Annotated in this window: 26 protein-coding genes; 15 read left to right on the top strand and 11 right to left on the bottom strand. The window is 48.8% G+C overall.

Annotated features, from left to right (window positions below):
* Window positions 1-421: 421 nt before the first annotated feature.
* Window positions 422-1,525 carry a PilT/PilU family type 4a pilus ATPase gene (locus tag AB4875_RS13430; protein WP_368376563.1) on the top strand — a complete coding sequence of 368 codons (1,104 nt, stop codon included), beginning with the start codon at window positions 422-424 and terminating at the stop codon, window positions 1,523-1,525.
* A complete protein-coding gene (locus AB4875_RS13425; protein ID WP_368376562.1) occupies window positions 1,522-1,962 on the top strand; it encodes a CBS domain-containing protein in 441 nt (146 codons plus the stop codon). The genes AB4875_RS13430 and AB4875_RS13425 overlap by 4 nt, the downstream gene beginning before the upstream one ends.
* Here AB4875_RS13425 and AB4875_RS13420 read toward each other — a convergent pair.
* On the bottom strand, window positions 1,959-2,447 hold the full coding sequence (locus AB4875_RS13420) for a winged helix-turn-helix transcriptional regulator (RefSeq protein WP_368376561.1): 489 nt from the start codon (window positions 2,445-2,447) through the stop codon (window positions 1,959-1,961). The genes AB4875_RS13425 and AB4875_RS13420 overlap by 4 nt on opposite strands.
* A gap of 105 nt (window positions 2,448-2,552) precedes the next feature.
* Here AB4875_RS13420 and AB4875_RS13415 point away from each other — a divergent pair, with 105 nt between their 5' ends.
* Window positions 2,553-3,293 carry an SDR family oxidoreductase gene (locus AB4875_RS13415; protein ID WP_368376560.1) on the top strand — a complete coding sequence of 247 codons (741 nt, stop codon included), beginning with the start codon at window positions 2,553-2,555 and terminating at the stop codon, window positions 3,291-3,293.
* Between the two features lie 13 nt (window positions 3,294-3,306).
* Window positions 3,307-3,891, top strand: a complete 585-nt coding sequence (locus tag AB4875_RS13410; RefSeq protein WP_368376559.1) for a 2-hydroxychromene-2-carboxylate isomerase — start codon at window positions 3,307-3,309, stop codon at window positions 3,889-3,891.
* Window positions 3,892-3,898: 7 nt separating this feature from the next.
* On the opposite strand, the gene AB4875_RS13405 is transcribed toward AB4875_RS13410, so the two are convergent.
* Together AB4875_RS13405 and rimO are read right to left on the bottom strand one after the other, a co-directional pair.
* Complete coding sequence (locus tag AB4875_RS13405) at window positions 3,899-4,621, bottom strand: 16S rRNA (uracil(1498)-N(3))-methyltransferase (protein ID WP_368376558.1); 723 nt, start codon at window positions 4,619-4,621, stop codon at window positions 3,899-3,901.
* A complete protein-coding gene (rimO, locus tag AB4875_RS13400; protein ID WP_368376557.1) occupies window positions 4,621-5,946 on the bottom strand; it encodes a 30S ribosomal protein S12 methylthiotransferase RimO in 1,326 nt (441 codons plus the stop codon). The genes AB4875_RS13405 and rimO overlap by 1 nt, the downstream gene beginning before the upstream one ends.
* A gap of 362 nt (window positions 5,947-6,308) precedes the next feature.
* Between rimO and ybaK the strand changes: the two genes are divergently transcribed.
* The 3 genes from ybaK to AB4875_RS13385 are packed head-to-tail and all read left to right on the top strand — an operon-like array spanning window position 6,309 to window position 8,396.
* Entirely contained in the window at window positions 6,309-6,773 is a 465-nt protein-coding gene (gene ybaK, locus AB4875_RS13395; protein WP_368376556.1) for a Cys-tRNA(Pro) deacylase, read from the top strand.
* A gap of 54 nt (window positions 6,774-6,827) precedes the next feature.
* Complete coding sequence (locus AB4875_RS13390; protein ID WP_368376555.1) at window positions 6,828-7,553, top strand: SIMPL domain-containing protein; 726 nt, start codon at window positions 6,828-6,830, stop codon at window positions 7,551-7,553.
* A gap of 24 nt (window positions 7,554-7,577) precedes the next feature.
* Entirely contained in the window at window positions 7,578-8,396 is an 819-nt protein-coding gene (locus AB4875_RS13385) for a hypothetical protein (protein ID WP_368376554.1), read from the top strand.
* 20 nt (window positions 8,397-8,416) lie between these two features.
* Here AB4875_RS13385 and AB4875_RS13380 read toward each other — a convergent pair whose 3' ends face one another.
* Complete coding sequence (locus tag AB4875_RS13380) at window positions 8,417-8,920, bottom strand: DUF2244 domain-containing protein (protein ID WP_368376553.1); 504 nt, start codon at window positions 8,918-8,920, stop codon at window positions 8,417-8,419.
* Between the two features lie 497 nt (window positions 8,921-9,417).
* Here AB4875_RS13380 and AB4875_RS13375 point away from each other — a divergent pair, with 497 nt between their 5' ends.
* The gene (locus AB4875_RS13375; RefSeq protein ID WP_368376552.1) at window positions 9,418-9,840 is read left to right on the top strand and encodes a GreA/GreB family elongation factor; all 423 of its coding nucleotides are present in this window, start codon (window positions 9,418-9,420) and stop codon (window positions 9,838-9,840) included.
* 3 nt (window positions 9,841-9,843) lie between these two features.
* On the opposite strand, the gene AB4875_RS13370 is transcribed toward AB4875_RS13375, so the two are convergent.
* Window positions 9,844-11,013 carry an alpha/beta hydrolase gene (locus AB4875_RS13370; protein ID WP_368376551.1) on the bottom strand — a complete coding sequence of 390 codons (1,170 nt, stop codon included), beginning with the start codon at window positions 11,011-11,013 and terminating at the stop codon, window positions 9,844-9,846.
* Window positions 11,014-11,234: 221 nt separating this feature from the next.
* On the opposite strand from AB4875_RS13370, the gene AB4875_RS13365 reads away from it, so the two are divergent.
* Both AB4875_RS13365 and AB4875_RS13360 read left to right on the top strand, forming a co-directional pair.
* The gene (locus tag AB4875_RS13365) at window positions 11,235-11,687 is read left to right on the top strand and encodes a MarR family winged helix-turn-helix transcriptional regulator (protein WP_368376550.1); all 453 of its coding nucleotides are present in this window, start codon (window positions 11,235-11,237) and stop codon (window positions 11,685-11,687) included.
* A gap of 133 nt (window positions 11,688-11,820) precedes the next feature.
* Window positions 11,821-12,489 carry a YoaK family protein gene (locus tag AB4875_RS13360; RefSeq protein WP_368376549.1) on the top strand — a complete coding sequence of 223 codons (669 nt, stop codon included), beginning with the start codon at window positions 11,821-11,823 and terminating at the stop codon, window positions 12,487-12,489.
* 65 nt (window positions 12,490-12,554) lie between these two features.
* Here the strand turns inward: AB4875_RS13360 and AB4875_RS13355 are convergent, their stop codons facing one another.
* Window positions 12,555-13,118: a VOC family protein gene (locus AB4875_RS13355; protein ID WP_368376548.1), complete on the bottom strand. Its 564-nt coding sequence runs from the start codon at window positions 13,116-13,118 to the stop codon at window positions 12,555-12,557.
* Window positions 13,119-13,269: 151 nt separating this feature from the next.
* Here AB4875_RS13355 and AB4875_RS13350 point away from each other — a divergent pair, with 151 nt between their 5' ends.
* From AB4875_RS13350 to AB4875_RS13340, 3 genes are read left to right on the top strand one after another with little or no spacing between them, the layout of a single operon-like run.
* A complete protein-coding gene (locus tag AB4875_RS13350; protein ID WP_368376547.1) occupies window positions 13,270-14,484 on the top strand; it encodes an acyl-CoA dehydrogenase family protein in 1,215 nt (404 codons plus the stop codon).
* On the top strand, window positions 14,481-15,500 hold the full coding sequence (locus tag AB4875_RS13345) for a phosphotransferase family protein (protein WP_368376546.1): 1,020 nt from the start codon (window positions 14,481-14,483) through the stop codon (window positions 15,498-15,500). The genes AB4875_RS13350 and AB4875_RS13345 overlap by 4 nt, the downstream gene beginning before the upstream one ends.
* 2 nt (window positions 15,501-15,502) lie before the next feature.
* The gene (locus AB4875_RS13340; RefSeq protein ID WP_368376545.1) at window positions 15,503-15,874 is read left to right on the top strand and encodes a DUF6285 domain-containing protein; all 372 of its coding nucleotides are present in this window, start codon (window positions 15,503-15,505) and stop codon (window positions 15,872-15,874) included.
* Window positions 15,875-16,141: 267 nt separating this feature from the next.
* On the opposite strand, the gene AB4875_RS13335 is transcribed toward AB4875_RS13340, so the two are convergent.
* The 5 genes from AB4875_RS13335 to AB4875_RS13315 all read right to left on the bottom strand — a co-directional run bounded on the left by AB4875_RS13335 (window position 16,142) and on the right by AB4875_RS13315 (window position 21,812).
* Window positions 16,142-16,645 (bottom strand): hypothetical protein, encoded by a 504-nt coding sequence (locus AB4875_RS13335; RefSeq protein ID WP_368376544.1) that lies wholly within the window; start codon window positions 16,643-16,645, stop codon window positions 16,142-16,144.
* 68 nt (window positions 16,646-16,713) lie between these two features.
* A complete protein-coding gene (locus tag AB4875_RS13330) occupies window positions 16,714-17,166 on the bottom strand; it encodes a GNAT family N-acetyltransferase (RefSeq protein WP_368376543.1) in 453 nt (150 codons plus the stop codon).
* A 151-nt stretch (window positions 17,167-17,317) separates the two neighbouring features.
* Entirely contained in the window at window positions 17,318-17,758 is a 441-nt protein-coding gene (locus tag AB4875_RS13325; protein WP_368376542.1) for a hypothetical protein, read from the bottom strand.
* Between the two features lie 789 nt (window positions 17,759-18,547).
* Window positions 18,548-20,524, bottom strand: a complete 1,977-nt coding sequence (locus AB4875_RS13320; protein ID WP_368376541.1) for an alpha/beta hydrolase family protein — start codon at window positions 20,522-20,524, stop codon at window positions 18,548-18,550.
* Between the two features lie 268 nt (window positions 20,525-20,792).
* Window positions 20,793-21,812, bottom strand: a complete 1,020-nt coding sequence (locus AB4875_RS13315; RefSeq protein WP_368376540.1) for an AraC family transcriptional regulator — start codon at window positions 21,810-21,812, stop codon at window positions 20,793-20,795.
* Between the two features lie 193 nt (window positions 21,813-22,005).
* On the opposite strand from AB4875_RS13315, the gene AB4875_RS13310 reads away from it, so the two are divergent.
* A complete protein-coding gene (locus AB4875_RS13310) occupies window positions 22,006-23,214 on the top strand; it encodes an acetyl-CoA C-acetyltransferase (RefSeq protein WP_368376539.1) in 1,209 nt (402 codons plus the stop codon).
* A 96-nt stretch (window positions 23,215-23,310) separates the two neighbouring features.
* Window positions 23,311-25,458 (top strand): 3-hydroxyacyl-CoA dehydrogenase NAD-binding domain-containing protein, encoded by a 2,148-nt coding sequence (locus AB4875_RS13305; RefSeq protein ID WP_368376538.1) that lies wholly within the window; start codon window positions 23,311-23,313, stop codon window positions 25,456-25,458.
* Window positions 25,459-25,526 lie beyond the last annotated feature (68 nt).

Genomic DNA, 25,526 nt, shown 5'->3' with positions numbered 1-25,526 from the left:
ATCTCAGGGGTGAGTGCTATGCATGTTAGCGCTGTGAAGGAATATATTTGCACGCAAGAGAGCGATTTTTCGATAGTTTACAAGGTGATATTGGAATTAATTTGGGTCGTTGATCTAGAAGGAAATATCGTCGGCTATAACTGTGCTTCTTGCTTTTTTGTTGCTAAGCCGCCCAGCGACATTATCGATAAAACACGACAAGAATTCCTCCCTATGCTTATTGCGCAGTGTTTTCGGAAGCTGGGTGGTCGAGTTTTGGCATCGCTAGCTCCAAAAGGAGTCAGGAGTGCGTGGTCGATAGTCAGCGAGGGTTGGCTTATGTGTACTTGCAAGTTAGAGATTGCTACTACAATGAGTTGGAGGCTAAACAGTCCGATGCCTAATAATCGCTACTATCCATCCAATCTAAGGAGTTGCTAACGTGGGTAATCTCATTTCCTATCTTGAACTTATGGTTAGCAAAAATGCCTCGGATTTTTTCTTTAGCACCGGTGCGTTACCCACAATAAAGATTGAAGGCCTGTGTCACCCGGTTGGTCAAGTCGCGTTTGCGCCAAACCAAGTTAAGGAGCTGGCATACTCAATTTTAAATGATGATCAAAAGAGGACATTTGAGAAAACCATGGAGCTGAATCTCGCCCTTGGTTTTGATGCAATAGGCCGTTTTAGATTTAACTTTTATCGCCAGCGCGGCGAAGTGTCGATGGTAGTGCGTTACATTCACAGCACGATTCCCAGTCTTGAATCCCTTAACTTACCACCGGTATTAAAAGAGTTGGTGGGCTTAAATAGAGGCTTAATTCTGGTGGTGGGATCCGCCGGATCGGGAAAATCTACTACTCTGGCATCGATGATAGATTATAGGAATCAACACACCCCTGGTCATATATTGTGTATCGAGGATCCTATTGAGTTTCTTCATACTCACAAGCGCTCTGTAGTCGACCAGCGGGAAGTCGGGCTGGATACGATGTCCTTTATATCCGCGCTCTCTAATGCCATGCGCGAGGCTCCTGATGTGATTATGATCGGGGAAATTCGTGATCAACAGACCATGCAGCATGCCATTGCCTATGCGGAAACGGGGCATTTATGTTTGGCAACCTTACACGCAAATAATGCTGACCAAGCGCTTAATAGGGTTGTGAACTTTTTTCCGGATACTGCGCACAAGCAATTGTTTATGGATTTGTCCTTAAACTTAAAGGCGGTCGTTGCCATGCGGCTGGTAGCTGGCGTTAGCGAACTTCGAATTCCCGCTGTAGAGGTGCTATTACAATCACCCTATATCTCGGAGCTGATCGAGACCGGTGAGATCGATTTGATTAAGGACACCATGGAGAAGAGCCAGAACATGGGTATGGCAACCTTTGATCACGCTCTATTCTCACTTTATAAGCAAGGCTTGATTACTAGAGAGGTTGCCTTGAAAAATGCCGACTCCGAGAACAATATGATGGTGAAAATGCGGCTGGCGGGTGAGGTGTCGGATACTAAATTTAATATGGGGGATGGCGAGGTATGACAGTGGCAATCAGGGCAGATGCTGTTATGAGTAAGCCGGTCGTTACCATTATGGCGGATGACAGGCTAAGCAAAGTTAGCCGCATGTTCAGGGAGCAAAAGTTACATCATCTTTTGGTCGTAGATGGCAAAGAATTTGTCGGTATTGTTTCTGATCGGGATTTTTTCAGGTCCATCGGTCCTAGGGCTGAGCTGCCTGTGGCGACGGAGGCTGAGGCAGCTGCCTTGAATAAACGCGTGCATCAAGTGATGTCGCGGCATCCCATTTGTGTTCGTGAGGACCAAAGCGTTGATGACGTAATGGAATTGTTTATTAAGCATAAGATTTCTTGCGTGCCAGTGATAGATGGACATGGCTTTCCAGTAGGTATTGTCAGTTGGCGAGATATCATCAAACTACTTCATAGTCGCTCGGCGACCTCGCCTGCAAGTACTTAAGTGTTTCTGGTGGGAAGCAGCTCCCCTAGGCTGTTATCCCAGTTCGTCCCCAACTCTAGTGTTATATCCTTGGCGGTAATGGCTTCACCGCATTCAGGGCAGCTGGTGATGGGGTGTATTTGATGACCGCAGGATTTGTGGACGTGCACTATTGGCGCACCCCGTTCATCGCTCATGTATCGGTCTCCCCAGCTTACTAAGCCGAGAATAACCGAGTGCAATTCCAGTCCTTTTTCGCTTAGACGGTACTCTTCGCGTAAAGGTCGCTCTTGATAGGGTGATTTATAGAGCACCCCATAGCTGAGCAATTTCTTGAGCCTGTCAGCAAGGATGTGACGGGTAATGCCAAGCCGCTTTTCAAAGACGTCAAAGCGCCTGACGCCTAAAAAGCAATCTCTGAGTATCAATAATGTCCAGCGATCGCCCACCACGGCAAGGGTGCGCGCAAGCGAACATGGCTCTTGGTCAAGGTCTTCCCATCGCATAGCGCAATCCAATTCCTATTTAATGAATAGTCTAGAATAAATTGACAAGTTCCAAAAAGGAACTTATGTTTTAGGGCTATTTTAAAATAGTCCTTATGGGGATGTATGACAATAATCAGAAATTCAGCTCCGGTTGCTGTGGTGATAGGTGCGGGTGATGCCACCGGCGGTGCGACTGCTAGACGGTTTGCCCGTGAAGGCTTTACGGTCGTTGCCACCCGAAGAAATGCAGATGCCTTGCAAGCATTACTTAAAGATATCGAATCTGAAGGTGGTGTCGCTCACGCTATGGCGTGTGACGCCCGGCAGGAAGACGCGATGGTCGATCTCTTTAAGGGTATAGAGCGCGATATTGGCTGTGTTGAGGTGGTGGTTTTCAATATCGGTGGCAATGTCTACTTTCCCATTATCGAGACCACCGCACAGGTCTATAGAAAGGTCTGGGAAATGTCAGCGTTCGCGGGTTTTTTGACAGGTCGCGAGGCGGCCAAGGCGATGTTGCCAAGGAACAAAGGCACGATTATTTTCACTGGTGCAACCGCGTCTCTGCGCGGCGCTAGTGGCTTTAGCGCCTTTGCGAGTGCCAAGTTTGCGCTGCGCGCCTTGGCGCAAAGTATGGCTCGTGAACTTGGCCCACAGGGTATTCATGTTGCACATTCTATTATTGACGGTGCTATTGATACTGCATTCATACGCGAGATCTTCCCCGATAAATACGCGACCAAATCCGAGGGTGGGATTATAGATCCTGAACATATTGCCGAGCAGTATTGGCAAATTCATTGCCAGGCACGAGATTGCTGGACCCATGAGTTTGACCTACGTCCTTGGATGGAAACGTTTTGAGAGAGTTAACATAATGAGTAAATTGATAGAGTTCTATTTTGATGTGGGTAGTCCGGCAAGTTACTTGGCGTGGACGCAGTTACCGAGCTTGGCTGGTAGGCACAATGCGGAGATAGTGTATAAGCCAATGTTGCTTGGCGGGGTGTTCAAGGCGACAGGCAATCAATCTCCCGCGGCAATTCCTGCCAAGGCACGTTATATGCTGCTTGATTTGCAGCGCGTCGCTACCCGCTGCGGCGTAGCCATGAATTTTAATCCGTATTTTCCGGTTAATACTTTGATGTTGATGCGTGGCGCAGTGGGGTATCTAGACACGCCGAAATTCCACGACTACTTAAGCGCGATCTTTACCGCGCTGTGGGTAAATGAAAAGAATATGGCCGACCCTGCTGTGGTTAGCGCGGTTTTGTCTGAGGCCGGCTTTGATCCTGCTGAGGTGCTTGCGCTATGTGACGACGATGCGGTCAAAGAACGTTTGAAAGCAATTACCAATGAGGCGATATCTCGTCATGTGTTTGGTGCTCCAACCTGCTTTCTTGATGATGAGATGTTCTTTGGTCAAGACCGTTTGGATTTTCTGGAGCGCGCTCTAGGCTAAGGGCGTTCTATAAAAACAGTCGGCCAATTAGAGTCGAAACCGCTGTTTCGGTTTTGAGAATGCGGGGGCCAAGACTAAAGCTTTGCAGTCCCGCGGCGATGAGCTTCTCGCATTCATAGGGAATGAAGCCGCCTTCAGGGCCAATGGCGAGCAGGCAAGCTTGGCTTACTGAATGCGGTGGTCCTTGGTCGGCATAGGGGTGTGCTAATAAACCTATTTTATTTTTTAATAGGTTTGGCAATTGGTCTTCAACAAAGGGCTTAAAGCGAGTGGCTCTTTGCAATATTGGCAAGTGGGTATCACCCGCCTGCTCAAGGCCTTCCAACATGGCTTTATGGAGTGTCTCGTCGCTGACCAAGGGGCTCTGCCAATAACTTTTATCGACGCGGTAGCTATTGAGCAGAATGATCTCGGCGGCGCCCAATTCTGTGGCGGCGCGAATTATCCGTCTTGCCATTTTGGGGCGGGGCAGTGCCAGTAACAGTGTGAGCGGCAGTTTTGGCGGCGGCGGCTTATGCAGCTCAAACTCAAGACTCACCTTGTCATTGCTGATTGCCGTGATAGTAGCGGTACCAATAAGCCCATTAAGAAGGCCTACTTTTAGGGTGTCGCCGCTTGATGCGCGCAACACCTCTCGAATATGTTGAGCGCGCCAGTCGCTCAGCGTGACACGATTAATATCGTCAGAGTGCGTGCCTAAATCTTCAGGCTGCAGTAGCAGCAGGTTCATTAAGCGGGTTCAGCCCAGAGATCGTAGTCGTCGGAGTCAATGATATTGACGACCAAGGCGTCACCGGGTTTTACGTCGGTGAATCCGTCTAAGTAAACCTTGCCGTCAATTTCGGGGGCATCGGCGACGCTGCGACCAATGGCGCCTTCTTCATCGACGGAGTCGATTAAAATTTCTTGCTGGCTACCAATCTTGGCGCGCAGACGCTTGGCCGAAATTTCTTGGGCGACCACCATAAAGCGCTGCCAACGTTCAGTTTTAACCTCAGCGGGCACTTGATCCTCAAGCTCGTTGGCGGTTGCGCCCTCTACCGGTGAGTATTCAAAACAGCCGACACGATCAAGCTGTGCTTCTTGCAACCAGTCCAGCAATATTTGAAAGTCTTCTTCAGTCTCGCCGGGGAAGCCCACAATAAAGGTTGAGCGAATGACTAAATCTGGGCAGATCTCACGCCATTTTTTAATACGCTCCAAGGTTTTTTCTTGGTGAGCAGGGCGTTTCATCGCCTTTAATATTTTGTGACTGGCGTGCTGAAAGGGAATGTCTAAATAGGGCAGAATTTTGCCCTCAGCCATTAAAGGAATGACATTGTCGACATGCGGATAGGGGTAAACATAGTGCAGGCGCACCCACACGCCCATTTCCCCCAGCGCTTCACACAACTCTAGCATCCGGGTTTTAATCGGACGGCCATCCCAAAAATCGAGTTTGTACTTGGTGTCTAAGCCATAGGCGCTAGTGTCTTGTGACACCACTAAAATTTCGCGAACACCGGCGTTGACCAAGCGTTTTGCTTCTTCTAATACGCTGCCAATCGGACGGCTGACTAAATCGCCCCGCATCGAGGGGATAATGCAGAAGCTGCAGCGATGATTGCAGCCTTCGGATATTTTCAAATAGGCGTAGTGTCTTGGTGTTAATTTAACGCCCTGCGGGGGGACTAGGTCAATAAAGGGGTCGTGCTGCTTGTTGGCTGGCGCCCATTCGTGCACTGCGCCGACGACTTCTTCGTAGGCGGCGGGACCGCTCACGGCCAGAACATTGGGGTGAACGGCACGAATTTTTGCGTCATCGCCCATGCAGCCGGTCACGATTACCTTGCCGTTTTCTTTCAAAGCCTCACCAATGGCGTCAAGCGACTCTTGCTTTGCGCTATCAATAAAGCCACAGGTATTCACGACCACAACGTCGGCATCGTCATAGTTTGGCACAATATCGTAGCCGTCGATGCGTAATTGGGTGAGAATGCGCTCAGAATCAACTAATGCTTTTGGGCATCCCAAACTCACGAATCCAACCCGTTTTCTTGTCTCTGTCGTCGTCATAGCTGTATATACCTTGCGGGTTGCGGTGGGAATGGGAAAGCGCGCAATTTTAGCACGCCAGCTCCCCGAGCCATATATGACTGACACTTGTTTCTGCTACGCATACCGTTAATAGTGCTGAATGAAGGCGCTATTGGGGCTGTAGTGGGGTCATACAGGCTGGTGCATCGATCTATAATCAGCTTAATTGTTAATTGCCTAGGCTGAAATTCTTGCTCTAATCAATGTATAGCTACTTTTTCAGCCTTTGGGCTTATCCGTATAGGACTAGCTTGCTTATATTCGCGTGCCCGGCTCTGCGGGAACTAGAGCGGCCTGTGACGGTCAATTGCAGTGGCCTGGGAGAGGCTGTCGGAGAACGTATGACGCCAGCGATAAATTTAGTAAGAAAGCAGAAGCTTGCCCACCTCGTCCATGAATATGTGCACGACCCTGTCAGTGCATCCTATGGACTGGAAGCGGCAGAGAAGCTGGGAGTCGACCCGCAACAGGTGTTTAAAACGCTTGTAATTACTTTGGATGCTAAGGCCTTGGCTGTCGCGGTATTACCTGTTTCCGAGCAACTAAATATGAAGCAGGCCGCTAAAGCGCTGGGCGCGAAAAAAGCGGCGATGGCCCTTCAGATAGATGTAGAGAGAAGTACTGGCTATGTACTCGGTGGCGTTAGCCCCTTGGGACAGAAGAAATTATTAGCGACGGTAATTGATGAGTCTGCGTTGCAGTTCTCTACCGTCTATATCAGTGCTGGTCGTCGAGGCTTAGAATTAGAGCTTGCGCCAGAAGATTTGCGCTCATTAACGCTGGGCGTATTTGCCAAAGTCGTTTAAAAAATAAGCGACCAAACGATGGCCGATATTACATAATGAATAGGAAAAGGCGCTATGACTAGTTCTAAGAACTCAACGGCGAATGCGCTGATATTGGGTGTGTCACTGGTGTTGGGGCTTGCAGTGCTGGGCCTATTGCTAGGGACTGCGGTTACGCAATATCGGCAGTTTGAACGCAGTGTGACGGTAAAAGGCTTATCTGAACGTGAGTTTGTCGCGGATATCGCTATTTGGCCGCTGCAGTTCACCGAGGCGAGTAATGACCTGCCAAAGCTCTATGTGTTAATAGATGAACGTATCGTCACGATAAAAGCCTTTTTACTAGATAAGGGCTTTTCCAGCGATGAAATATCTGTTTCCGCGCCCGCAATTACTGATAAATCAGCGCAACAGTACGGCAATAATGTCGGTTCTCCCTTTCGCTATACCGCTGAGCAGACGGTGACGGTGTATTCTGAAAATATCGACAAAGTGCGAGAAGTAAGTCGCCAGTTATCTGATCTGGGTAAAAAAGGTATCGCCTTCAACGGTAATAATTATCAGGCTCAGACTGAGTATATTTTTACCAAACTCAATCAAGTTAAACCGTCGATGATTGAGGAAGCTACTCGCCAAGCGCGCGCCGTTGCCGAGAAGTTCGCTGGCGATTCGGAGAGTGTGTTGGGCAAGATTAAACGCGCTTCCCAGGGACAATTTTCGATTAGTGATCGCGACAAAAATAACCCGCACATTAAAAAGGTTCGAGTTGTTTCGACGGTTGAGTACTACCTTTCTGATTAATGTTAAAGCGGGTTTGAAAAACAAGTGATTTGGTTTCTGGTGGTCTTGAATATGCGGCGCGTGGTTTTAAATTTCTTCTTTGTACTCGGTTTGCTGAGCCTTGCTTCCACAAGTGTTGCAGAAACAGATGAGGCTCTATCCCCTGAATCGTTAAACGCGCTGCGATGGCAGGGCGCTTATCAATCACAAAAATTAAGTCTCGATAAAAAACTCGGCGGTCGACTACCCGAGGGATTTAAGGCTGGTCTCACCTCGCTAGGCTCGCAAAAGAAATTTCGCAGTGATCGCCCAATCATGGGGGTGCTGTTGCCCGGTGCCGGTTTAGATTCGGTTCAGCCTATCAATTTGTCGAGTTTTAAAAAGGGAATGCTTGAGGTGGAATTGGCCTTCCGTCTTAAGCGGCCTTTAAAGCACCGTGTCGCGGATGTGATGAACTTGAAGAAATTGGTAGATGTAGTGGCGCCCGCCGTCGAGTTGCCTGACATCGGCTTTAAAGCTTCGGGCGCACCTACGGTTTTTGACATTGTTCGCGCAAATGTTGCGGCTCACAGCTTTGTGGTTGGCACGCCGGTGGCGATTGGGAGCATCGACGTTGAAGCTGTAACAGTGGGATTGTATTTAAACGATTTACCCTTATTTGCCGCCCAAAGTGATTCATTAATTGGCGGGCAGTGGCAAATGCTACTGAATTTAATTAATGAGCGTATTGAACAGGGCTGGATTATTTATCCTGATCAGTGGTTATTAACCGGTGCTATTGGGCCTATACAGCCCTTAGAGGCCGGGCGTTACTATGTGTCTTATGCTGAGTTAGGGGAGCTGTCGCTGCTGCTCGAGCCCTAAACCCCGCGACGCAGAGTCGATCAAATGCTGATAATAATCTCTGGGCAGTAATGCCTGACAGGTAAGTGTCGACGCAGCTCACTCAGCAGTTGCTGGCTGTCACCTTTATTTAAAAATCCGCCTATCGATACCTGTTCGCCGCGGTGGCTAAGGCTAATTTGCAGTGGGTCCCAGGGGTGAGGGCGAACCGAAACGAGCACGCAGCTCCCGTCTCTTGGCCACTGCCAGCGCTGTTCGCGGTGCTGGTGGCCGACATCAATACTTAGAGTTTGCGAGGTGAGATTCACAATTTGCTGTATTTGCAGATTTTGAAATACTCGGCTCAGTACTAGCCACATCATTAGCAGTTCGATTCCCATAAAGGGTAGAACCATCCACGCGCCAATAGCGATAAAGCCTCCGCTAAACATGGTGTTCACTGCCATCACGGCAACGATAATGCGCCGATTCTGATTCCAGCTGGCGGAACAATTTGGACGTAGAATAATTTCGGCACTCTGGTCCTTATCACGTATATCAATCATGATGCGCAGCTCCTAGTGGTACTTTGAGTCTAGCAGCCGGCGCGCAAAAATCCTGCTGCGGCCATTAAATACTTGGTGGCTTAGCGGTGATATTTTTGCCAGTCTGCGCGGAGCGGCGGGCGTAGGGCTTAGCAAATAAGATCATAGATACCGAATGTCCAGATGAGGCCTGGCGTTTTGTTCGGGTGTGTTTTTTAGCGCTTGCCATTGTCACTCTTTACGCAAACTAAGATTTCATTGTTCAGCCTATATTTGATAGCTCGCTGGCTTGCTAAGTTTTTCAAAGCTGCTAGTCTCGGGTTTATGAATACCTCATTTTTTTATGGACTTGAAGTTTTTAATTTCGGCGCGGTCTGCGCTGGGATTTTTGCTGTCTTCCTCTCATAGGGCGATTGGGTTTACCCAGTCGCCTGCAATACTCCCAATCTGATCATTTCACTATTAAACACTGGCCGATATATTCATCAGTATCGCCAGGCTTCGCCATGGAGAAAATTATGCAGGACTTATCGCATATCCCTATTTTTGTAAAAGAGTCTGACTACCAATTGTTAAGCGAGTTTGTTCGTCGCAATCGCTCTGAGGCTGCGCAAGATTTGCAGTCGGAGTTAGATCGCGCAGATATTATTGCAGATGGCGACTTCGCCAATGACTTTGTGTGCGTAGATTCTTTGGTGACCTTTGTTGATTTAGATTCTCAAGCGCAAACCCGCCTAGCTTTAGTGATGCCTTGGCAGGCTAATGTGAGCGCACTAAAAATCTCGGTATTGTCACCAGTAGGCTGCGCTTTGCTGGGGCTGCAAAAGGGTAATGAAATCGAGTGGCCGCTATTAAACGGGAAAGCGCGGCGCTTATCAGTCCAGAGTATCGATATTCCGGAGCCTAAAAATAAGCGCCAACAAGCCAGTGTTAGCGGCTAGGTTTTATACCAAGCCCTGGCGTTGCATCCAGTCGCCGCACAATTGAATTGCTTCATTTAATTGTTCCGGCTGGCCAAAGTAGTAGTGGGTAGCACCTTTGATTTCGTGCATTTCTTTGTTGTTATGAGCAATCGCATCAAAGATCCGCGTGGTGTGGCTGGGTGTGCAGGCATCGTCGGCGCCGTTGCCTACAACCAAGGCCGGTACCGTGATGTTTTGCGCACAACGCAGGCCATCAGCATTGGAGTCGTCATAGCTCCATTGCGACAGCCAACTGCGCAGCGTGCAGAAACGAGCTAAGCCCACGGGTCCGTTGTTAACGACTTCAGGGTCGCCTAAGTAACACCAGCGCGGCTTGCGCTCATTGGCATCGATGGTGGGGTCTAGCCAGCGCGGATCTGCCATGGTGCCATGAACCACAAAGGCGAATTCATCGTTGGGGCGGCCGCTGTCTTTTAAACTCGTTAGTTTGTCTTTAACCCAGGCGGTGATTTTGCGATTGCGGGCAATTTGCGCGGCGCGGTAGCGTGCTAGAAACTCAGCTGAATAGGGTGCTTGATTGGGGTTCTCGGGATTGTAAAGATCCAGCTCTGGATCGCGCTGACTGGGGTCTTGTTCATCTAGAACCGAGGCGTCCATCCATTCAGTTAAAGTATGCGTGCGACTGACGTGTGCAGCCAGCATCATAATGCCGTCGGCGGGAATAAGGTCTTGAATAGTCAGATCAACAGCGTCACCGGCAGGTGTTGCTGTGATGCTTGGGTTTTCGGCCTGACTTTGATAAAACATCGACAGCGAACCACCGCCACTCCAACCCGCTAAAATGACCTTGTCGAAACCAAACTTTTCTTTGGCGTGACGAATGCAGTTGCCAAGGTCAATAACGACCTTTTCCATAATCAACGCAGTGTCATTGCCGGGATAGCGGCTTTGGCAGTAAATAACAGGGTAGCCAGCTTTGGCCAGCTCGGTAATCATCGGCAGGTATTCGCCGCCCCCGACTGGGTGCATAAACACAATAACATTGTTTGTTTTGGGTTCTGCAGGACGCAGCAGATGCGACTTCAGCGCACCAAAATCCATGGGCCCGCCGTAGGTTTCTTTGAATGGACTTTTGTCTTGGTAGAAAATTAAATAGGGTACGCGCTCGTAGGCTTTTTTCTTATTGGTCATGACGATACTCGCTGTTTACGCATAGAAAAAGTATGGGTGGCAGTAGAGCAATTCCGAGATAATATGTCAATTATCTTTACTAAAGTGAGTGCTGCTAAGCTAGGTGTTTGGTAGCTATAGCGCATACAATAGCTTGCCAACATTGAGCGTAAGCATAATTGCCCTATTCTAGCGGGGGCGAACAGAGCGGTTTTTGAGCGCAGTACCTATTTGGATAAAGAATGAAAAAAATAGCGGAACATCAGGACTTTTTGATTGGCACATTGGCTTACGCTTTGTTCTGGATGGACGAGAGCTTGCAGGCCAGTCTCGAAGCCGCTGGCTGGGAGCGTATGAACCGCACCAAGTCTATGATCATGATAAGCGTCACGGTAGGTATAAATCGTCCCGCTTCCTTGGCGCGTAATTTGGGCGTAAGCAGACAGGCGATTCATCAGTTACTGCAGGGTATGCGCGATGATGGTCTGCTAGAGCTGGTGCCGGACCCAGCAGATCGCCGCGCAAAAATTGTCCAGTTCAGCGCCAGCGCCGATAAAATTAGGCAGGATGCTGAGAAAGCGATTGTCGGCATCGAGAATGAGCTTGCTAATCGCATTGGTGGAACCCAGCTAAAACAGCTTAAACAGGTGCTACATAAAGGCTGGGGCCCCATTGTTGTTGTGCCGCCGGTCTAAGTAGATACTTGTTATAAGATCGGCTTGGTGTCTCTGTCCTTATTTTTGTATTGGCAAAACCCGAGCGGTATGGCTTTGCACTTATACTGGCTGTTCAATGCGTTTGCTAGCACTGCTAGGTTAAAGGATTTATGTGATTTCAAAATTACCTCGCTGGGTAGAATACGGCTCATTTATTCTCGCCCTAGTGGCCGGATTTGTGAACGCAGTCGGTCTATTAGGCTTTAAGCACCAATCCATTTCCCACCTCTCCGGAACCGCCACCCTATTGGGCACGGGCATTGTTAATACCGACTTTGCTGATTTTTTTCATTTGATTGCGGTTTTGTTTAGCTTTCTTATTGGCGCGGCAATATCAGGTTATTTCTTGCGTGGCGGGGCATTAAAGTTAGGACGCAATTACAGCAGTTTACTGACCTTAGAGGCGATATTTCTTTTTTGCTCGGTTTATTTTTTAACGAGAGATTCTTATCTCGGCCATTATTTGGCGTCTGCGGCCTGTGGTTTACAGAATGCCCTTGCGACCACTTATAGTGGAGCGGTTCTGCGCACCACCCATGTCACCGGTATATTCACCGACTTAGGTATTATGCTGGGTGAAAAGTTTAGGGGCGGGTCTTTCGATAAAAGAAAGGCATTGTTGTTTCTAATTATCATCACGGGCTTTATTTCTGGTGGGGCTTTTGGGGCCTATATTTTCAGTATGCTTGGATTCAATGCTCTATTTATTCCTGCGGGTATCTGCATAGCGTTGGCGCTGTCTTACTCGGCGTATGCGGCGAATAGCCGCCGCCGGCAATAAGCGCCTGCTCTGAACGGTCGGATTGATGCGGTACGATCCCCAGGGCCCGAACGTTCAGTATTTGATTAACGTCCTCGCTTATCAATCTTTGCAGCGCCGAAAGTATCTTCTTTCAGCGGGCGAGTTTTCTGTGTCCACGCGCTTAAAGAGCTGCGAGCGTCGTCGGTGTGCTGTTGCATAATTGATGGGTCGTTCGCTCGGCAGGTGATTTCTACCTGTATGCCGTTGGGGTCATACATATATACCGAATGTACAAAGCCGTGATCAACGGGACCAAGACAGGTTTTGCCAGCTTCGTTAATGTGTTTATGCCAGGCAAGTAGGTCTTCCATGCTGTCGGCCTCTAGTGCCAGATGCATGTCGAAGCTGTCTTTGCGGGCGAAATTTTCTTCTTTGGATATACCGGGTTCATCAAAAAAGGCGAGGTAGCTGCCGTCACCCATTTCAAAGAAGATGTGCAAAAAATTGCGATTGCGGCCAAGATTTTCACCAAAATCAATATCTTCTTCAAAAGCTGCGGCCAGTTTTAGCCCCAAGATATCCTCGTAAAACCAGCGTGTTTGCTCAGCATCGCGGCAGCGGTATGCCGCATGGTGGATGTTGTTTAAAGCCTTGAGTGATGACGTCATGGGTATCTCGCTGCGTATAAGTTGGCTATTGTGATTATTGTTAGATTGTCTCGCCGATGTCTTTATCATATATAAAGTCAATTTACTTGACAATAAAAAGGCGTCTTGTTTGTATTGTCAGCAGTCAAAATGATAAAAATTGGAGTCAACTGTGAGTGCAGCGGCAACGTGGGTAGAAGTTCGTCAACAGGTCTTGGAGTTCTTGGAACAGCGTATCTACCCCGCAGAGTCCGTGCTGCAAGGGGCCGACAAAGCGGCGTCTGAGCGCAAGCTTACCGAGTTGGTGAAAGAGGCAAAAGCGGCAGGTTTGTGGGCCTTGGGTCATCCCAAAGATATTGGCGGTCAGGGCATGCCGTTTCTTGACTATGTGTATATTAATGAAGTGATAGGTCGCTCTGAGTATGCCCAGCGCGTGTTTGGCACCTACTCTTTGCAAGACTCCATTATGCTCAAGCAATACGCCTCACCGCAGCAGCAAGAGCAATATTTGCGGCCCTTGGTGGCCGGCGAGATTTGTCCGAGTTTTGCGATGACTGAGCCGGCCCTGTCGAGCTCTGACCCCACTCAATTACAAACTAGCGCGGTACTCGAAGACGGTGTTTGGCGCATTAATGGCCACAAGTGGTTTACCACTGGCGCCGATATTGCCGCTTATACCACCATTATGTGCCGCACCGAGCCCGACGCCTCGGATCACAAAGCCTTCAGTATGATTCTTGTTCCCACCGATGCAGCGGGTTATGAGATTGTTCGAGATACGCCGCTATTGGGCCTTAATAGTGGCCATTTTGAGGTCAAATACCACGACATCCGAGTGCCAGAGCATCACCTATTGGGTGGTCGTGGCGAAGGCTTTGTGATTGCCCAGCGGCGCTTGGGACCCGGTCGTATCTTTCACTGCATGCGCTGGCTAGGCCAGGCCCAACGGGCCTTCGATTTAATGTGTGAGCGGCTCCATAATCGCAGTGCATTTGGTTCTAGTCTGGCTGATAAGCAGCTTATGCAGCAGCATGTTTTCGACAGTCTGGCCGAAATTCAGGCCTGCAGGCAACTCACCCTGCATGCGGCGCGCTGCATAGACAGTGGCGACGCAGCGCGGGTCGAAATTGGAGCGATTAAGGTTGTTGGTGCGCGCATGCTCCACAATGTTGTTGACCGAGCGATTCAGGTTTATGGTGCCGCGGGTCTCACCGATGACACGCCGCTGAGTCGCATGTACCGACACGCGCGGGAGGCGAGAATTTACGACGGCCCGGATGAGGTGCATATCCAATCGGTGGCGCGGCAGGTCTTAAAGCGCTATCGCGAGGGTGGCCAAGGTTGGGACTTCGGTACTCGCGATGCGGAATGGGCGGGTAACGCGTGAGTGAGTTTGCTGATATTGACGCTGAAGCTAACTTGGCTCAGAACTTAGCCGGGCCGCTGGAAAAGCTGCTTACTCGGCAATGGCAAGAGCCGGTAGCGATTAGCGGATTGCGTCGGCTCACCGGCGGCGCCGCTGCGCAAACCTGGTTCTTCAATGCATCGAGTGCGCGGGGCCTGCAGGCACTGATATTCCGGCGTGGTCACGATGCCAGTCAGTTCGGTGGCGCGCTAACTAAATCAGACGAGGCTATGGTGATTAGTGCGGCGGTTGCCGCCGGGGTAGCTGCACCCGAAGTGATAGCGCAATTGTGCCCCGAGGATGGTTTGGGCGAAGGCTTCATTATGCGCCATATTGAGGGTGAAACCCTGCCGCAAAAAATCTTAAAAGATCCGCGTTATGGGCCAGCCAGAGAGCAGATGGCCGGCCAGTGTGGTGACATTCTGGCGGCCATTCACGCCGTAGCATTAAGCAGTTTAGGCGGTTTAAAACGTGCCTTGGCTGTCGATCAAATTGCCTTTTATCGACAGGCCTATGACGGCTACCGGCAAAGTTTACCCGTGTTTGAGTATGCCTTTCGCTGGCTTGCTGAACATATTCCAAACTGTGCGGAAGAAACCTTGGTGCATGGTGACTTCCGCAATGGCAATTTAATGGTGGGTGAAGACGGCATTCGCGCCGTACTCGATTGGGAACTCTCGCATATTGGCGATCCCATGGAGGATCTTGGCTGGCTCTGCGTGAATTCATGGCGCTTCGGCCGCATCGACAAACCCGTCGGTGGCTTTGGTGACCGCGAGAGTTTGTACCAAGCCTATACGCAGGCAAGCGGTCGTCAGGTTAATAATGACGCGGTTAAATTTTGGGAGCTGTTCGGCGTACTGAAATGGGGGGTGATCTGCTTGTATCAATGTGATATGCATTTGAGCGGCCGAGAGCGATCCCTGGAACGTGTGGCTATTGGTCGCCGTGTTTCAGAGTGCGAATTAGATATTCTCGATTTACTGAGAGGTAAATAGCAATGCCCATAAATCAGCCCAAGGTCAGTCAGTTATGCGAGGCGCTGCGAGAGTTTTTAGAGCAGGAGGTGACGCCCGCCGTTGATGATAGCGGGCTTAAATACAAATTGAAAATTGCCATGAATGTACTGGGTATTATCTCCCGCGAGTCTGAATTGGGTGACCAGTTTCAGCGTTTGGAGCGTGCTGAACTGGGCGAATATTTGGGGGCTGACGGCGGCAATGATGAGCTGAATCAAAACTTGCTTAAGCATATTCAAAGCGCAGACCTGAGTGCCAGTGAAGATAAGCTACTTGCTGCCTTGGAGCAGATTACGGTCGCTAAAATGGCGATCGATAACCCGCGCTACGCGAGCTATCTCAAGCATCTATAAGTGGTATCGAGTCACCCATAAGATGCCCTCTGCGACCAACTTATAGTAAAGATTGGCGCTGGGCACTATATGGTATCGCGGTTTTTAGAGCTTTCAAGCTAGGGCGGGTATTGGTAAAAAGCGGACAGTCAAAACAGCGCCCTAGATGCAAGCTTGCATGTTTTTCTACAGCCTCAACGCCTGTTTCAGCGGCATTTTTGTAATGGAGGCTTTTGTGGTACACACCACAAAAGGTGTAATGAAAAAAATGTCCGCTGGAAACATTTGTTAGAAATTAAACCCTTTTGATTCCAACATCTCTAGCACTTCTCCATGACCGCTAAGAAGACTAGACAACCTAATTTTTTTGCCAGATTTAAAGTAGAGAACGTACCAATTGGCCTGTGAATTAAATTTTATGCTCTCAAGATTTTCCCACGACTCTACCTTTCGTCCAGTCCAAGGAGATGTAAAATCAATGCCATTCGTATCGAAATTCCCACTAACTTTAAAATATTCTCCGAAACAATAAACTGAAGCAAAGCCAAAACCAACAAAAAGCCCAATTATCGAATACAGTTCACTTGGTTTTTCCCAAGCATCAGCGTTATTGAAGAATGCCCAAACAGCAATACCAACAAACGCTAGACAGCACCACGCCAAGATAACAAGGAAGCTACCAAATTTTAGTTTTCCTACAGATTGAGACGTTCTCACTCTCTTTGAGATATAAGTACACAGAGCAACTGACGCCACTCCGCCAATTAATCCCGATATTATTGATGAGTCCATAAATCTTCCATATGGTTTTCTAACGCCCAAAGCAGCGAGTGGCGAAGCCGTCCGGCTGCCTTTGCTTGTTAACTGCTGTACACATAAAGTGTCTCCATGACGCGTGGGTTCGAAGGTAGCGGTGCGTTAGTACCTGAAGGCGAAAATCCCAACCTACTATAGAAGTGCTGAGCCGCTATATTAGTGTCGGTAACCCATGCATATATTTCGTCAGCCCCTCGGTCTTGCAACCAGTGATGTGCCATATTAACCAGGCGACTACCTACTTCTTTACGCCTGACTTCCGGAGATACCCACATAGCGCATATAAAAGCACGGCCAGTGGGCTTTTGAAAGAAGGCGCCAATTTGACCAATTGCAGCACCTGATTCCTTTGCAAGAAATGTGGTTGATGATTCTGATTCAGCGTGCTCAATAGCAGTTTGCTCAAACTCAGATACTGGCTTTTGCGCTTCATCTTCATATCGCGCACCGAATGCATCCGGGGAATCTGAAAGAGCAGCCAGTCGTATAGCTCGCAAAAGGTTTCCATCCGTAGCCTGTATCTTGCTTATTTCTATATTCATGCGTGGCAGTTAACGCCCAGCTCACCGCGCAAATTTTGGATGGCGGCTTTTATGCGTCTTTGTGCATAAAAGGTGACAGCTAAAATTTGTCCGGTGGAGCTGCTTGTTAGGCATTGTATACACGCCCCTGCAATGAATTTAGAATTTTGGGTGATTTGAGAACTGGGTAACCTTTTTCTGCCCTAAAAGTTACCGAACGCCCAAAACTATTATTGTATTTCGTGCTTATTGTAATCAGGTGCTTGTGATTAGGATATGTGTGTTTGATACTTTTTATTTGGTTGAAAAACAGCTGGTATTGTTGCCCCGATTTTACTACCAATAGAAAATCACCATTATCCCAGACTTCATCCGCAAGGCCCCACACTGTTTGCTTGAAATAATAAAAGCCAACAGCAAGCATGAATAAACAAACGAACGCACCAAACGAAAAGACCCCTTCAGCTGCCAATATAAATAAACAAGCAATAGCAAAAAAGCCAAGCCATAATTTAGCAAAGCTTCTGTCAAAACCTTTAGCTGGAAATGAAATCAATTCGCCTGACATATTAAGTGCCTAACGCCTTTAGCAAAGGAAAATTACGGAGCCGAAGGCAGAGTAATTTGTCCGGTTGCCTAAACTTGTTAAATTTTTCACACTAGCACCACCGCTGATGCCAACCCCACGACTAAAAGCACAGCCGATACCCACATGAAAGCTTTGTGCCTCAACGGCGGCAACATCCGATACGGGCGAAATAAGAATTGCCCAAGCATTAGCGCCGACACCCCGAACCACAGCAGAGAAATAAGATATGCCTCCGTGCCATGATAAATAGCGGTAGAACTCCTACCCCAAAATACCGCTTCAGAGTGGGTAATGAGATAAGCGGTATATCCGGTAAGAACTAGGGGAATAAATAGACCCAGAAAAACTGCCTCTACCTTTTTGTATCTTTGAATACTCGCCATACTCACCTGAAATTTAACAGTGAATTCAAATGCGTTGCGCTTTATAACTCTTGTACATAGCGAGTCTAAGCTTTGAGGTGATTAAGCAGGAAAATTCTATTTGAATCAGAGTGATAGTAAGCCTTAGATGATTTTTTCACTTTTGCATCCTGCATTTGACGTGGAATTCCCGTAGCTCTGAGCATAATCACTTCTCAATAAAAATCAATTGCTTAAGTGGATTCCACCAGAATTAGTGAGCGCAATGCTGCTGAATACGGGGTTGATAGCTTCAGCGACTGACCGCTAATGTGACGCTAGAGCCACTACAGCCACTAAAAACAACGCTAATGAGGAACACGTAAATCTCGCTAACATGCCCACTCCTTATGTTCAAAAACCAGCATTATTGTTGTTCCAGCTCCCCCGCCAATACTCCTGGAGGGTTGTGTTCCATAACAAATTTGACTGCGGATTCTAGCGTTTTTAGACGATTTTCGGATCTACTGAGAAAATGGTCTTCCCCCTCTAGCTCGACAAACTCGACAACCTTCTTTTTCTTTTTCAGTCGGCTATACATTTTTTTGCTCTGGTAAATAGGAACCCTTGTATCGTCTTCACCGTGAATCAATAAAATTGGCGAATCAGCGCGAGCCGCAAGATAAGCAGGAGAAATAGCCTCCAATTCATCGGCACGAGAACTATCAACTCCTAAATATTCCTCAACGTAGCGCTCGTCATCCCGCCTCCTATCGTGAACTACGGAACGCAACCAAGCCGGTAAATCACTCAACCCGGCGATAGAGACCGCGCAGCGATATATTCCGTTCTGAATTGTCACTCCAGCCAATGCCGCATAACCGCCATAACTTGCCCCCACAATACACACGCGAGAGGGATCAATAAGTCCTGTATTAGCTAACGCTTTCACACCATCTGAGAGATCCGTTTGCATTTTGCGCCCCCACTGACCAAAGCCTGCATTACGAAAGGCGACACTATAATTACCCGAACCCCGAAAATTTGGTTGCAAAACAACATAGCCCCGACTAGCAAAAGCCTGAGCTAGCCAATCAAACCCTAAGTAATCGCGGCTTTGAGGCCCCCCGTGCGGAAGAACAACTAGGGGCATTTTCTCAGCAGCGGCTCCCGGAGGCGTTGTCACTATCGCAGGAATCGCTAAGCCATCTTGGGCCTTATACTGCCACATTCGAGCCAAGCCGACGTGTTTGCTTTGGATCTCTCTTCGATCGTAACCAATTGGCTTTGCATCACCTTTACTTATATCCACAAGCCACCATGTACCAGAATCGCCTGCGCCTGTGGTGTACACAATCAACTGCTGCCAATCAGCACTTGCGGATCTGAAATGAACATTGCTCTCAGGAAATGCTTTTCTGGCTCCGCGCACTATCGCCTCTCTGTTCGGGTCAAGCATTTCCAGCTCGGGGATATCCGCCTCTTTTAGCACGCCAGCAAGCAGCCCTGTTTCTGCATCGAAATACACACGGTTAATATTGGTGTCTGCGTAAAGCTCAACTGCCTGTGTTTGACCATCTACGGCAATTTCCATCAGATGGGAAACGCCATCCCGGTCGTGCTGGTAATACGCGACTGTGCCGGGCGTTCGTCCAACCCCGACCAGATTATTAAGCCCAAATTTATCTTTTGTTTTAACCAGCGTTGAGCGGCTTTCGTAGCCGATAAGCTTCCATTTAGCGTCAACATCATCGTAGGTTTCATAGGCAAGAACCTTCAGTTCCGGCGCAATCACCCAGCCCGCTCCATCTTTGCGCCCTCTGGCGATCACTCGACGCTTGCCTTTTTCGAGATCAATACAGGTGAGATCCAACTCAAAATCGGAGATCCAAGCATCGCCACTACGGATACTTGAATTCATGGGTAATGTACCAAGGCACTGGTGCCAGCGACCCGCAGCCTTAATCGGACGATAAGTATGAAAACTCGAATTGAAAACTTTCTTGGAATTGTGGAGAGGCCAGTCAGTTTCACCTGTTTTGACATTAACAATCATCAGATTGCCAAGCTCGTATTTTCCGCCGTAATAGAGCCCGAGATTCTGGGTAGACCTTACGTTGACAATAAGATGATCTTCACCGGCCCACTGGAGCCATCTTATCTTTAGTTCACCCAGGGCATAACGGTGTAAAATCTCGCCACCCAGCCGACCAATAAGCAAACCTCGCTGTTCACCAATCGTTGTTACGGTCGCCAGTAATAGACCCGAGGGCGAGATAACCATGTCCTCTATACTAGGAAGCTTCCCATATGCTGCTAATGGAGGGGGTACAGGCCGGTCTTCAGCCGCGTAAAGGTTTGAAAGCATTGCAATACAAACAATGATTAATAACGAAAATCGCATAGACCTCTTCCTTGAAGACATATTCACCTAATATAGGCAGAGCATGTAAAGGAAACCGTCTTCTTGCCTTTATCATTTTAATATATAAAGGCCTGCGGTCGACTTTACTGTTCCTTTCACACCGCTCATCGGTGTTTCGGATACTGGATTTCCCAGAGTTTACTAGACACTTTCCAGCTTGGAAATCAGCGACGGACCGCTTTTGTGACGCTAGAGCCATTAACACTCATACATAATCAGCTTTTGGGTGAACCCAACAATCGCAAGATTAGTTTGGCCGGATATTGCCCAAGGTGTGTTTGTCGCGATACTGGTGCGGTGTTAAGCCGGTCCATTTTTTAAAAGACCGTATAAATGCGCTGGGTTCCGAGAAGCCCAGTTCATAAGAAATGGTTTTGATCTCTCTGTTGTCGTGTAACAAATAGCCAATTGCAGTGTCTCGAATTAGCTCATTTTTGATTAAACGATAGTCGCAGCCCTCCTGCCGCAGGCGGCGGCGAAGGGTCTGTGGCGTCAGTCCTAATGATATCGCCATCTCTTCATAGCTCGGAATCTCCGGCAGGGTTTTGTTGATAATGCGTCTGATCTGCTCGGTATAACTGCTGCCATGCTTTGGTGTGTGAAGAAACTCAGTTGGAATACGTGATAGGTAGTCGTCAAGCTCAGCGCTAGAGCGTATGACTGGCAGAGCAAAGTATTGGCGGTGAAATACAATTTCGCTGTGGTCTTGGCCAAAGCGGGTGTCACTAAAGAATAAGTAGTGGTATTCGCCACTGTGGGAGGGGGCGGGGTAGTTTAAATTAACACGATGTAGGGGGATGGAGCTGCCCGTTAGCCAGCACAAAAAACGGTAGTTTATCATTAGGTGCTGCTCATAAACCCAGTCCGTTAAGGTGACGCCTAGATCCGCTTGTAGCCGATAGCTAATGTATTCGCCATTGCGGACCAGTGCTAGGCTAAAGCCAAAATCAAATAAATTGTAAAAGCTGACATTGCGCTCTATCGCTTGTTTGAAGTCAGTTGAGGTTTGCAGGTAATGAGCTAGGGCGTGAAGTGTGCCGTGCTTTTGGGGGCGTTGATAATGCCCCATAGCCTCGTCTCCGGTGGCATCGGTAATCCATTTATTTAACAGGGATAGCTGGGTTGGGGTGACCCTTGCGCGGGAGCTAGTCACGGTTTGTGGGTCGATACCCGCGCGCTTAAGTAATGCCTCGCAGTCGGATTTTGGTAGGCCGCAGCCAGATACCATATTGCGCACAAAGGCGATGGAGATGGTTCTGTTTTCCATAAATTACCTATAGGAGGCGGCGCGTTTATATCCCCGCATACCCATTATTTGCCTAAGGCGCAGGATTGGGCGGGCTGGGTGCTTGCTTGTAATATAATGTCTATTGTATGTCATTGACGGTCATTGCGGAAAGCGGGTGGGGAGGCGATTCTCTTGCTCACGTATAAAATCATGTCAGTTAGGGATACAAAAAATGGCTAATACAGCTTACATCTACGACGCAGTTCGCACGCCACGTGGCAAAGGTAAAAAAGACGGCTCGCTTTATGAAGTGAAACCGGTTGATCTACTCGCTGGCTTATTGAATGGCCTGCGCGATAGACACAATCTTGATACTAGCAAGGTCGACGACGTCATTATGGGTTGTGTTACGCCTATCGGTGAACAGGGTTCTTGCGTTGCTAAGACCGCTTTGATGAAGGCCGGTTGGGACGAAGCTGTCGCCGGTTTTCAGTTAGACCGTTTTTGCGCCTCAGGTCTGGAAGCGGTAAACCTTGCTGCGCAGAAAGTGGCGTCGGGTTGGGAAGATCTGGTTGTTGCTGGTGGCGTTGAATGTATGTCACGTGTGCCCATGGGCAGCAATGGCGGCGCCTGGGGCGAAGATCCCCAAACTGCCTTCGACACTGCTTTTGTACCGCAAGGTGTAGGTGCGGATTTAATTGCGACCTTGGCTGACTTTAGTCGCGAAGATGTAGACAGCTTTGCCGTGCGTTCGCAGCAGAAAGCGGCAGCAGCAAGAGCGGCTGGTTATTTTGATAAGTCTGTCATGGCTGTTAAGGATGAAAACGGCGTGACCATCCTTGAGCGTGATGAATTTATAAAGCCCGAGACCTCGCTAGAGGGCTTGGCGCGTTTGAAAGCGTCTTTTGAGTTTCATGGCTCCCTAGGCTATGACGATATCGCCCTGAGCAAATATCCTCAGGTAGTTAAAATTAATCACATCCACACCCCAGGCAATTCATCCGGCATCGTCGACGGCGCTGCAGCAGTTTTGATTGGCAGTGAGAAAATCGGCGCCGAGCTAGGTTTAACCGCTCGTGGTCGTATTGTTGCCACTGCAGTGACCAGCACCGAGCCGACTATCATGTTAACCGGTCCAGCGCCGGCGACTTGGAAGGTATTGAAAAAGGCCGGTATGTCTATCGACGACATTGATCTTTTTGAGGTTAACGAAGCCTTTGCATCCGTGGTTATGCGTTTCCAAAAAGAAACCGGTGTTCCCGACGAAAAAATTAACGTCAACGGCGGCGCCATTGCCATGGGTCACCCGCTTGGCGCCACCGGCGCTATGCTGGTTGGCACCTGCTTAGATGAACTTGAGCGTCGCAATAAGCGCTTTGGTTTGATCACGCTATGTGTGGGCGGCGGTATGGGTATCGCAACTATTATCGAGCGTATATGAGATCAGAGTTTGCGCGGCAGACTCTCAAAATATAGAGCGGCTGATGGGGTAAGCCCGGATCAGCATTGACGACTAAATGAATAAATAGGTAGTGCAATGAGCGGAACATTTAATTATCAAAAAGACAGCAATAATATTGTCACGGTGACCATGGACATGAACGGTCCGGTCAACGCCATGAACGACGAATACATCGTCTTGATGACCGAGACTATTGAGCGCTTGGAAGCCGAGCGTGATGCCATCGCCGGTGTGATTTTAACCTCAGCAAAAAGCTCATTTTTTGCCGGTGGTGACATCAAAAATATGCTTAAAGCGGTTCCCGGTGTTGATGAGCCGGCCCTGTTTACGCAAACAGAGTCTATTAAGAGTTTGTTGCGGCGTTTAGAGAAACTTGGCAAACCGGTTGTCGCTGCCATTAATGGCGCAGCGCTGGGTGGTGGTTATGAAATTTGCTTGGCCTGTCATTATCGGGTGGCGCTGAATGCACCCGCTGTGGCTATTGGCTTGCCAGAAGTGAGCTTGGGATTACTGCCTGGCGGTGGTGGTATTGTGCGGTTGGTTAGCAAAATGGGTGTTGAAAAAGCCATTATGCCATTGCTTGAAGGTACCCGTTTTAATGCCGAGAAAGCCGCTGCTTTCGGTTTGGTTGAAGAGTTAGCTAGTGACACCGCTGACATGATGGCCAAAGCCACAAGCTGGATATTGGCAAACCCTGAAGCGATCAACCCCTGGGATGTGAAGGGTTTTAAAATTCCGGGTGGCGATTTGCGCAAGCCAAATATCGCCCAGATGATTCAGGGTGCGGTGCCCATGTTGGCCCAGAAAACCAAAGGTTTGATGCCGGCGCCTGAGAAAATATTGGATGTTATTGCCAATACCCTGCGGGTAGATTTCGATACCGCCTTGCGCATCGAAAGCCGCGCGCTGACTAGCTTGGTTACCAGTCCACAAGCTAAAAACATGATGACCTTTTTTCTGCAAATGAATCAGGTGAATGGTGGTGGCAGCCGTCCTAAAGACATTGCGAAAACCAAAGTTAAGAAAGTCGGTATCTTAGGTGCAGGCATGATGGGCCAGGGCATTGCCTATGTTTCTGCGCGGGCAGGCATGGATGTGGTGCTCAAGGATATTAGCCAAGACGCCGCAGATAAGGGCAAAGCTTATAGCGATAAGATACTCACTAAAGCGATTAGCCGCGGTCGTATGACCGAAGAAAAGAAAGCTGACATTCTTGGTCGAATTACCGCGACAGTTGATGCCAAGGCCCTGCAGGGTTGCGATTTAATAATTGAAGCGGTGTTTGAAAATGTCGATCTTAAACACGATATGACCCGCGAGCTGGAGCCGCTATTGGCCGACGGCGGAGTGTGGGGTTCCAACACTTCAACACTACCGATTACCTTGTTGGCGGAAGCCTCAGTTAAGCCTGAAAACTTCATTGGTGTTCACTTCTTTTCACCGGTAGACAAAATGCCGCTGGTGGAAATTATCGTTGGCGATCAAACCTCGACAGAGACCTTGGCCAAGGCTTTTGACTACGCCCTGCAAATCAAGAAAACCCCGATTGTGGTTAATGACTCTCGCGGATTCTTCACCTCGCGGGTATTTGGCACCTTTGTTGATGAAGGCGCGATGCTCATCGAAGAGGGCGTTGAACCAGTGCTGATCGAAAGCCTTGCAAAATTAGTGGGTATGCCGGTTGGGCCGCTAGCGGTGCACGACGAAGTCAGTCAGCAGCTAACCAAGAAAGTGGTGGCAACCAACCGCGATCTCAACGAGCGTCTTGGCGACAATATGAGCGTTGATACGGCATCGGCGCGTATGTCCAATGTGTTTGTCGACGAGTATAAGCGCAATGGTAAGGCCTACGAAGGTGGATACTATGATTACGCCGCCGATGGCAGTAAGACAATTTGGCCAACGATTCGCGAGCGTTTTGTTAAAGCGGATGTCGCTGTCCCCAATCAAGATATTAAAGAGCGTATTTTATTTAGACAAGTTGTTGAATCAGTTCGCTGCTTGGAAGAGGGCGTATTGAAATCAGTGGCTGACGGCAATATTGGCTCCATTATGGGTATTGGATTTCCCCCTTACACCGGCGGCGTATTCCAATACATAAACACCTATGGCGTGCAGAAATTTGCCGATCGTGCTGCAGAGTTAAGTGCTCTATATGGCGAGCGTTTTAACCCACCTGCATTGCTACTGAAGAAAGCCGCCGATGGCGAGTTGTTCGCTTAAGCTTTTAATACCAAAACGAATGGCGGTGGGGCAACTCACCGTCGCTATAAAAAAAACCTAAATGGTAA

Origin of the sequence: Zhongshania sp. R06B22 (assembly GCF_040892595.1) — a bacterium.
GTDB classification, from domain to species: domain Bacteria; phylum Pseudomonadota; class Gammaproteobacteria; order Pseudomonadales; family Spongiibacteraceae; genus Spongiibacter; species Spongiibacter arctica.
Note: the sequence above shows the minus strand (reverse complement) of the source record. Positions and strands in the feature narration are given on the sequence as shown.

What these genes read in the sequence shown, in the direction of transcription:
- AB4875_RS13370 (WP_368376551.1), bottom strand. Translation starts at nt 11,013, where the DNA reads ATGACCAATAAGAAAAAAGCCTACGAGCGCGTACCCTATTTAATTTTC.
- AB4875_RS13315 (WP_368376540.1), bottom strand. Translation starts at nt 21,812, where the DNA reads ATGGAAAACAGAACCATCTCCATCGCCTTTGTGCGCAATATGGTATCT.
- AB4875_RS13365 (WP_368376550.1), top strand. Translation starts at nt 11,235, where the DNA reads ATGAAAAAAATAGCGGAACATCAGGACTTTTTGATTGGCACATTGGCT.
- AB4875_RS13305 (WP_368376538.1), top strand. Translation starts at nt 23,311, where the DNA reads ATGAGCGGAACATTTAATTATCAAAAAGACAGCAATAATATTGTCACG.
- ybaK (WP_368376556.1), top strand. Translation starts at nt 6,309, where the DNA reads ATGACGCCAGCGATAAATTTAGTAAGAAAGCAGAAGCTTGCCCACCTC.
- AB4875_RS13325 (WP_368376542.1), bottom strand. Translation starts at nt 17,758, where the DNA reads ATGTCAGGCGAATTGATTTCATTTCCAGCTAAAGGTTTTGACAGAAGC.
- AB4875_RS13375 (WP_368376552.1), top strand. Translation starts at nt 9,418, where the DNA reads ATGCAGGACTTATCGCATATCCCTATTTTTGTAAAAGAGTCTGACTAC.
- rimO (WP_368376557.1), bottom strand. Translation starts at nt 5,946, where the DNA reads ATGACGACGACAGAGACAAGAAAACGGGTTGGATTCGTGAGTTTGGGA.
- AB4875_RS13405 (WP_368376558.1), bottom strand. Translation starts at nt 4,621, where the DNA reads ATGAACCTGCTGCTACTGCAGCCTGAAGATTTAGGCACGCACTCTGAC.
- AB4875_RS13380 (WP_368376553.1), bottom strand. Translation starts at nt 8,920, where the DNA reads ATGATTGATATACGTGATAAGGACCAGAGTGCCGAAATTATTCTACGT.
- AB4875_RS13425 (WP_368376562.1), top strand. Translation starts at nt 1,522, where the DNA reads ATGACAGTGGCAATCAGGGCAGATGCTGTTATGAGTAAGCCGGTCGTT.
- AB4875_RS13335 (WP_368376544.1), bottom strand. Translation starts at nt 16,645, where the DNA reads ATGGACTCATCAATAATATCGGGATTAATTGGCGGAGTGGCGTCAGTT.
- AB4875_RS13355 (WP_368376548.1), bottom strand. Translation starts at nt 13,118, where the DNA reads ATGACGTCATCACTCAAGGCTTTAAACAACATCCACCATGCGGCATAC.
- AB4875_RS13410 (WP_368376559.1), top strand. Translation starts at nt 3,307, where the DNA reads ATGAGTAAATTGATAGAGTTCTATTTTGATGTGGGTAGTCCGGCAAGT.
- AB4875_RS13415 (WP_368376560.1), top strand. Translation starts at nt 2,553, where the DNA reads ATGACAATAATCAGAAATTCAGCTCCGGTTGCTGTGGTGATAGGTGCG.
- AB4875_RS13340 (WP_368376545.1), top strand. Translation starts at nt 15,503, where the DNA reads ATGCCCATAAATCAGCCCAAGGTCAGTCAGTTATGCGAGGCGCTGCGA.
- AB4875_RS13320 (WP_368376541.1), bottom strand. Translation starts at nt 20,524, where the DNA reads ATGCGATTTTCGTTATTAATCATTGTTTGTATTGCAATGCTTTCAAAC.
- AB4875_RS13420 (WP_368376561.1), bottom strand. Translation starts at nt 2,447, where the DNA reads ATGCGATGGGAAGACCTTGACCAAGAGCCATGTTCGCTTGCGCGCACC.
- AB4875_RS13310 (WP_368376539.1), top strand. Translation starts at nt 22,006, where the DNA reads ATGGCTAATACAGCTTACATCTACGACGCAGTTCGCACGCCACGTGGC.
- AB4875_RS13390 (WP_368376555.1), top strand. Translation starts at nt 6,828, where the DNA reads ATGACTAGTTCTAAGAACTCAACGGCGAATGCGCTGATATTGGGTGTG.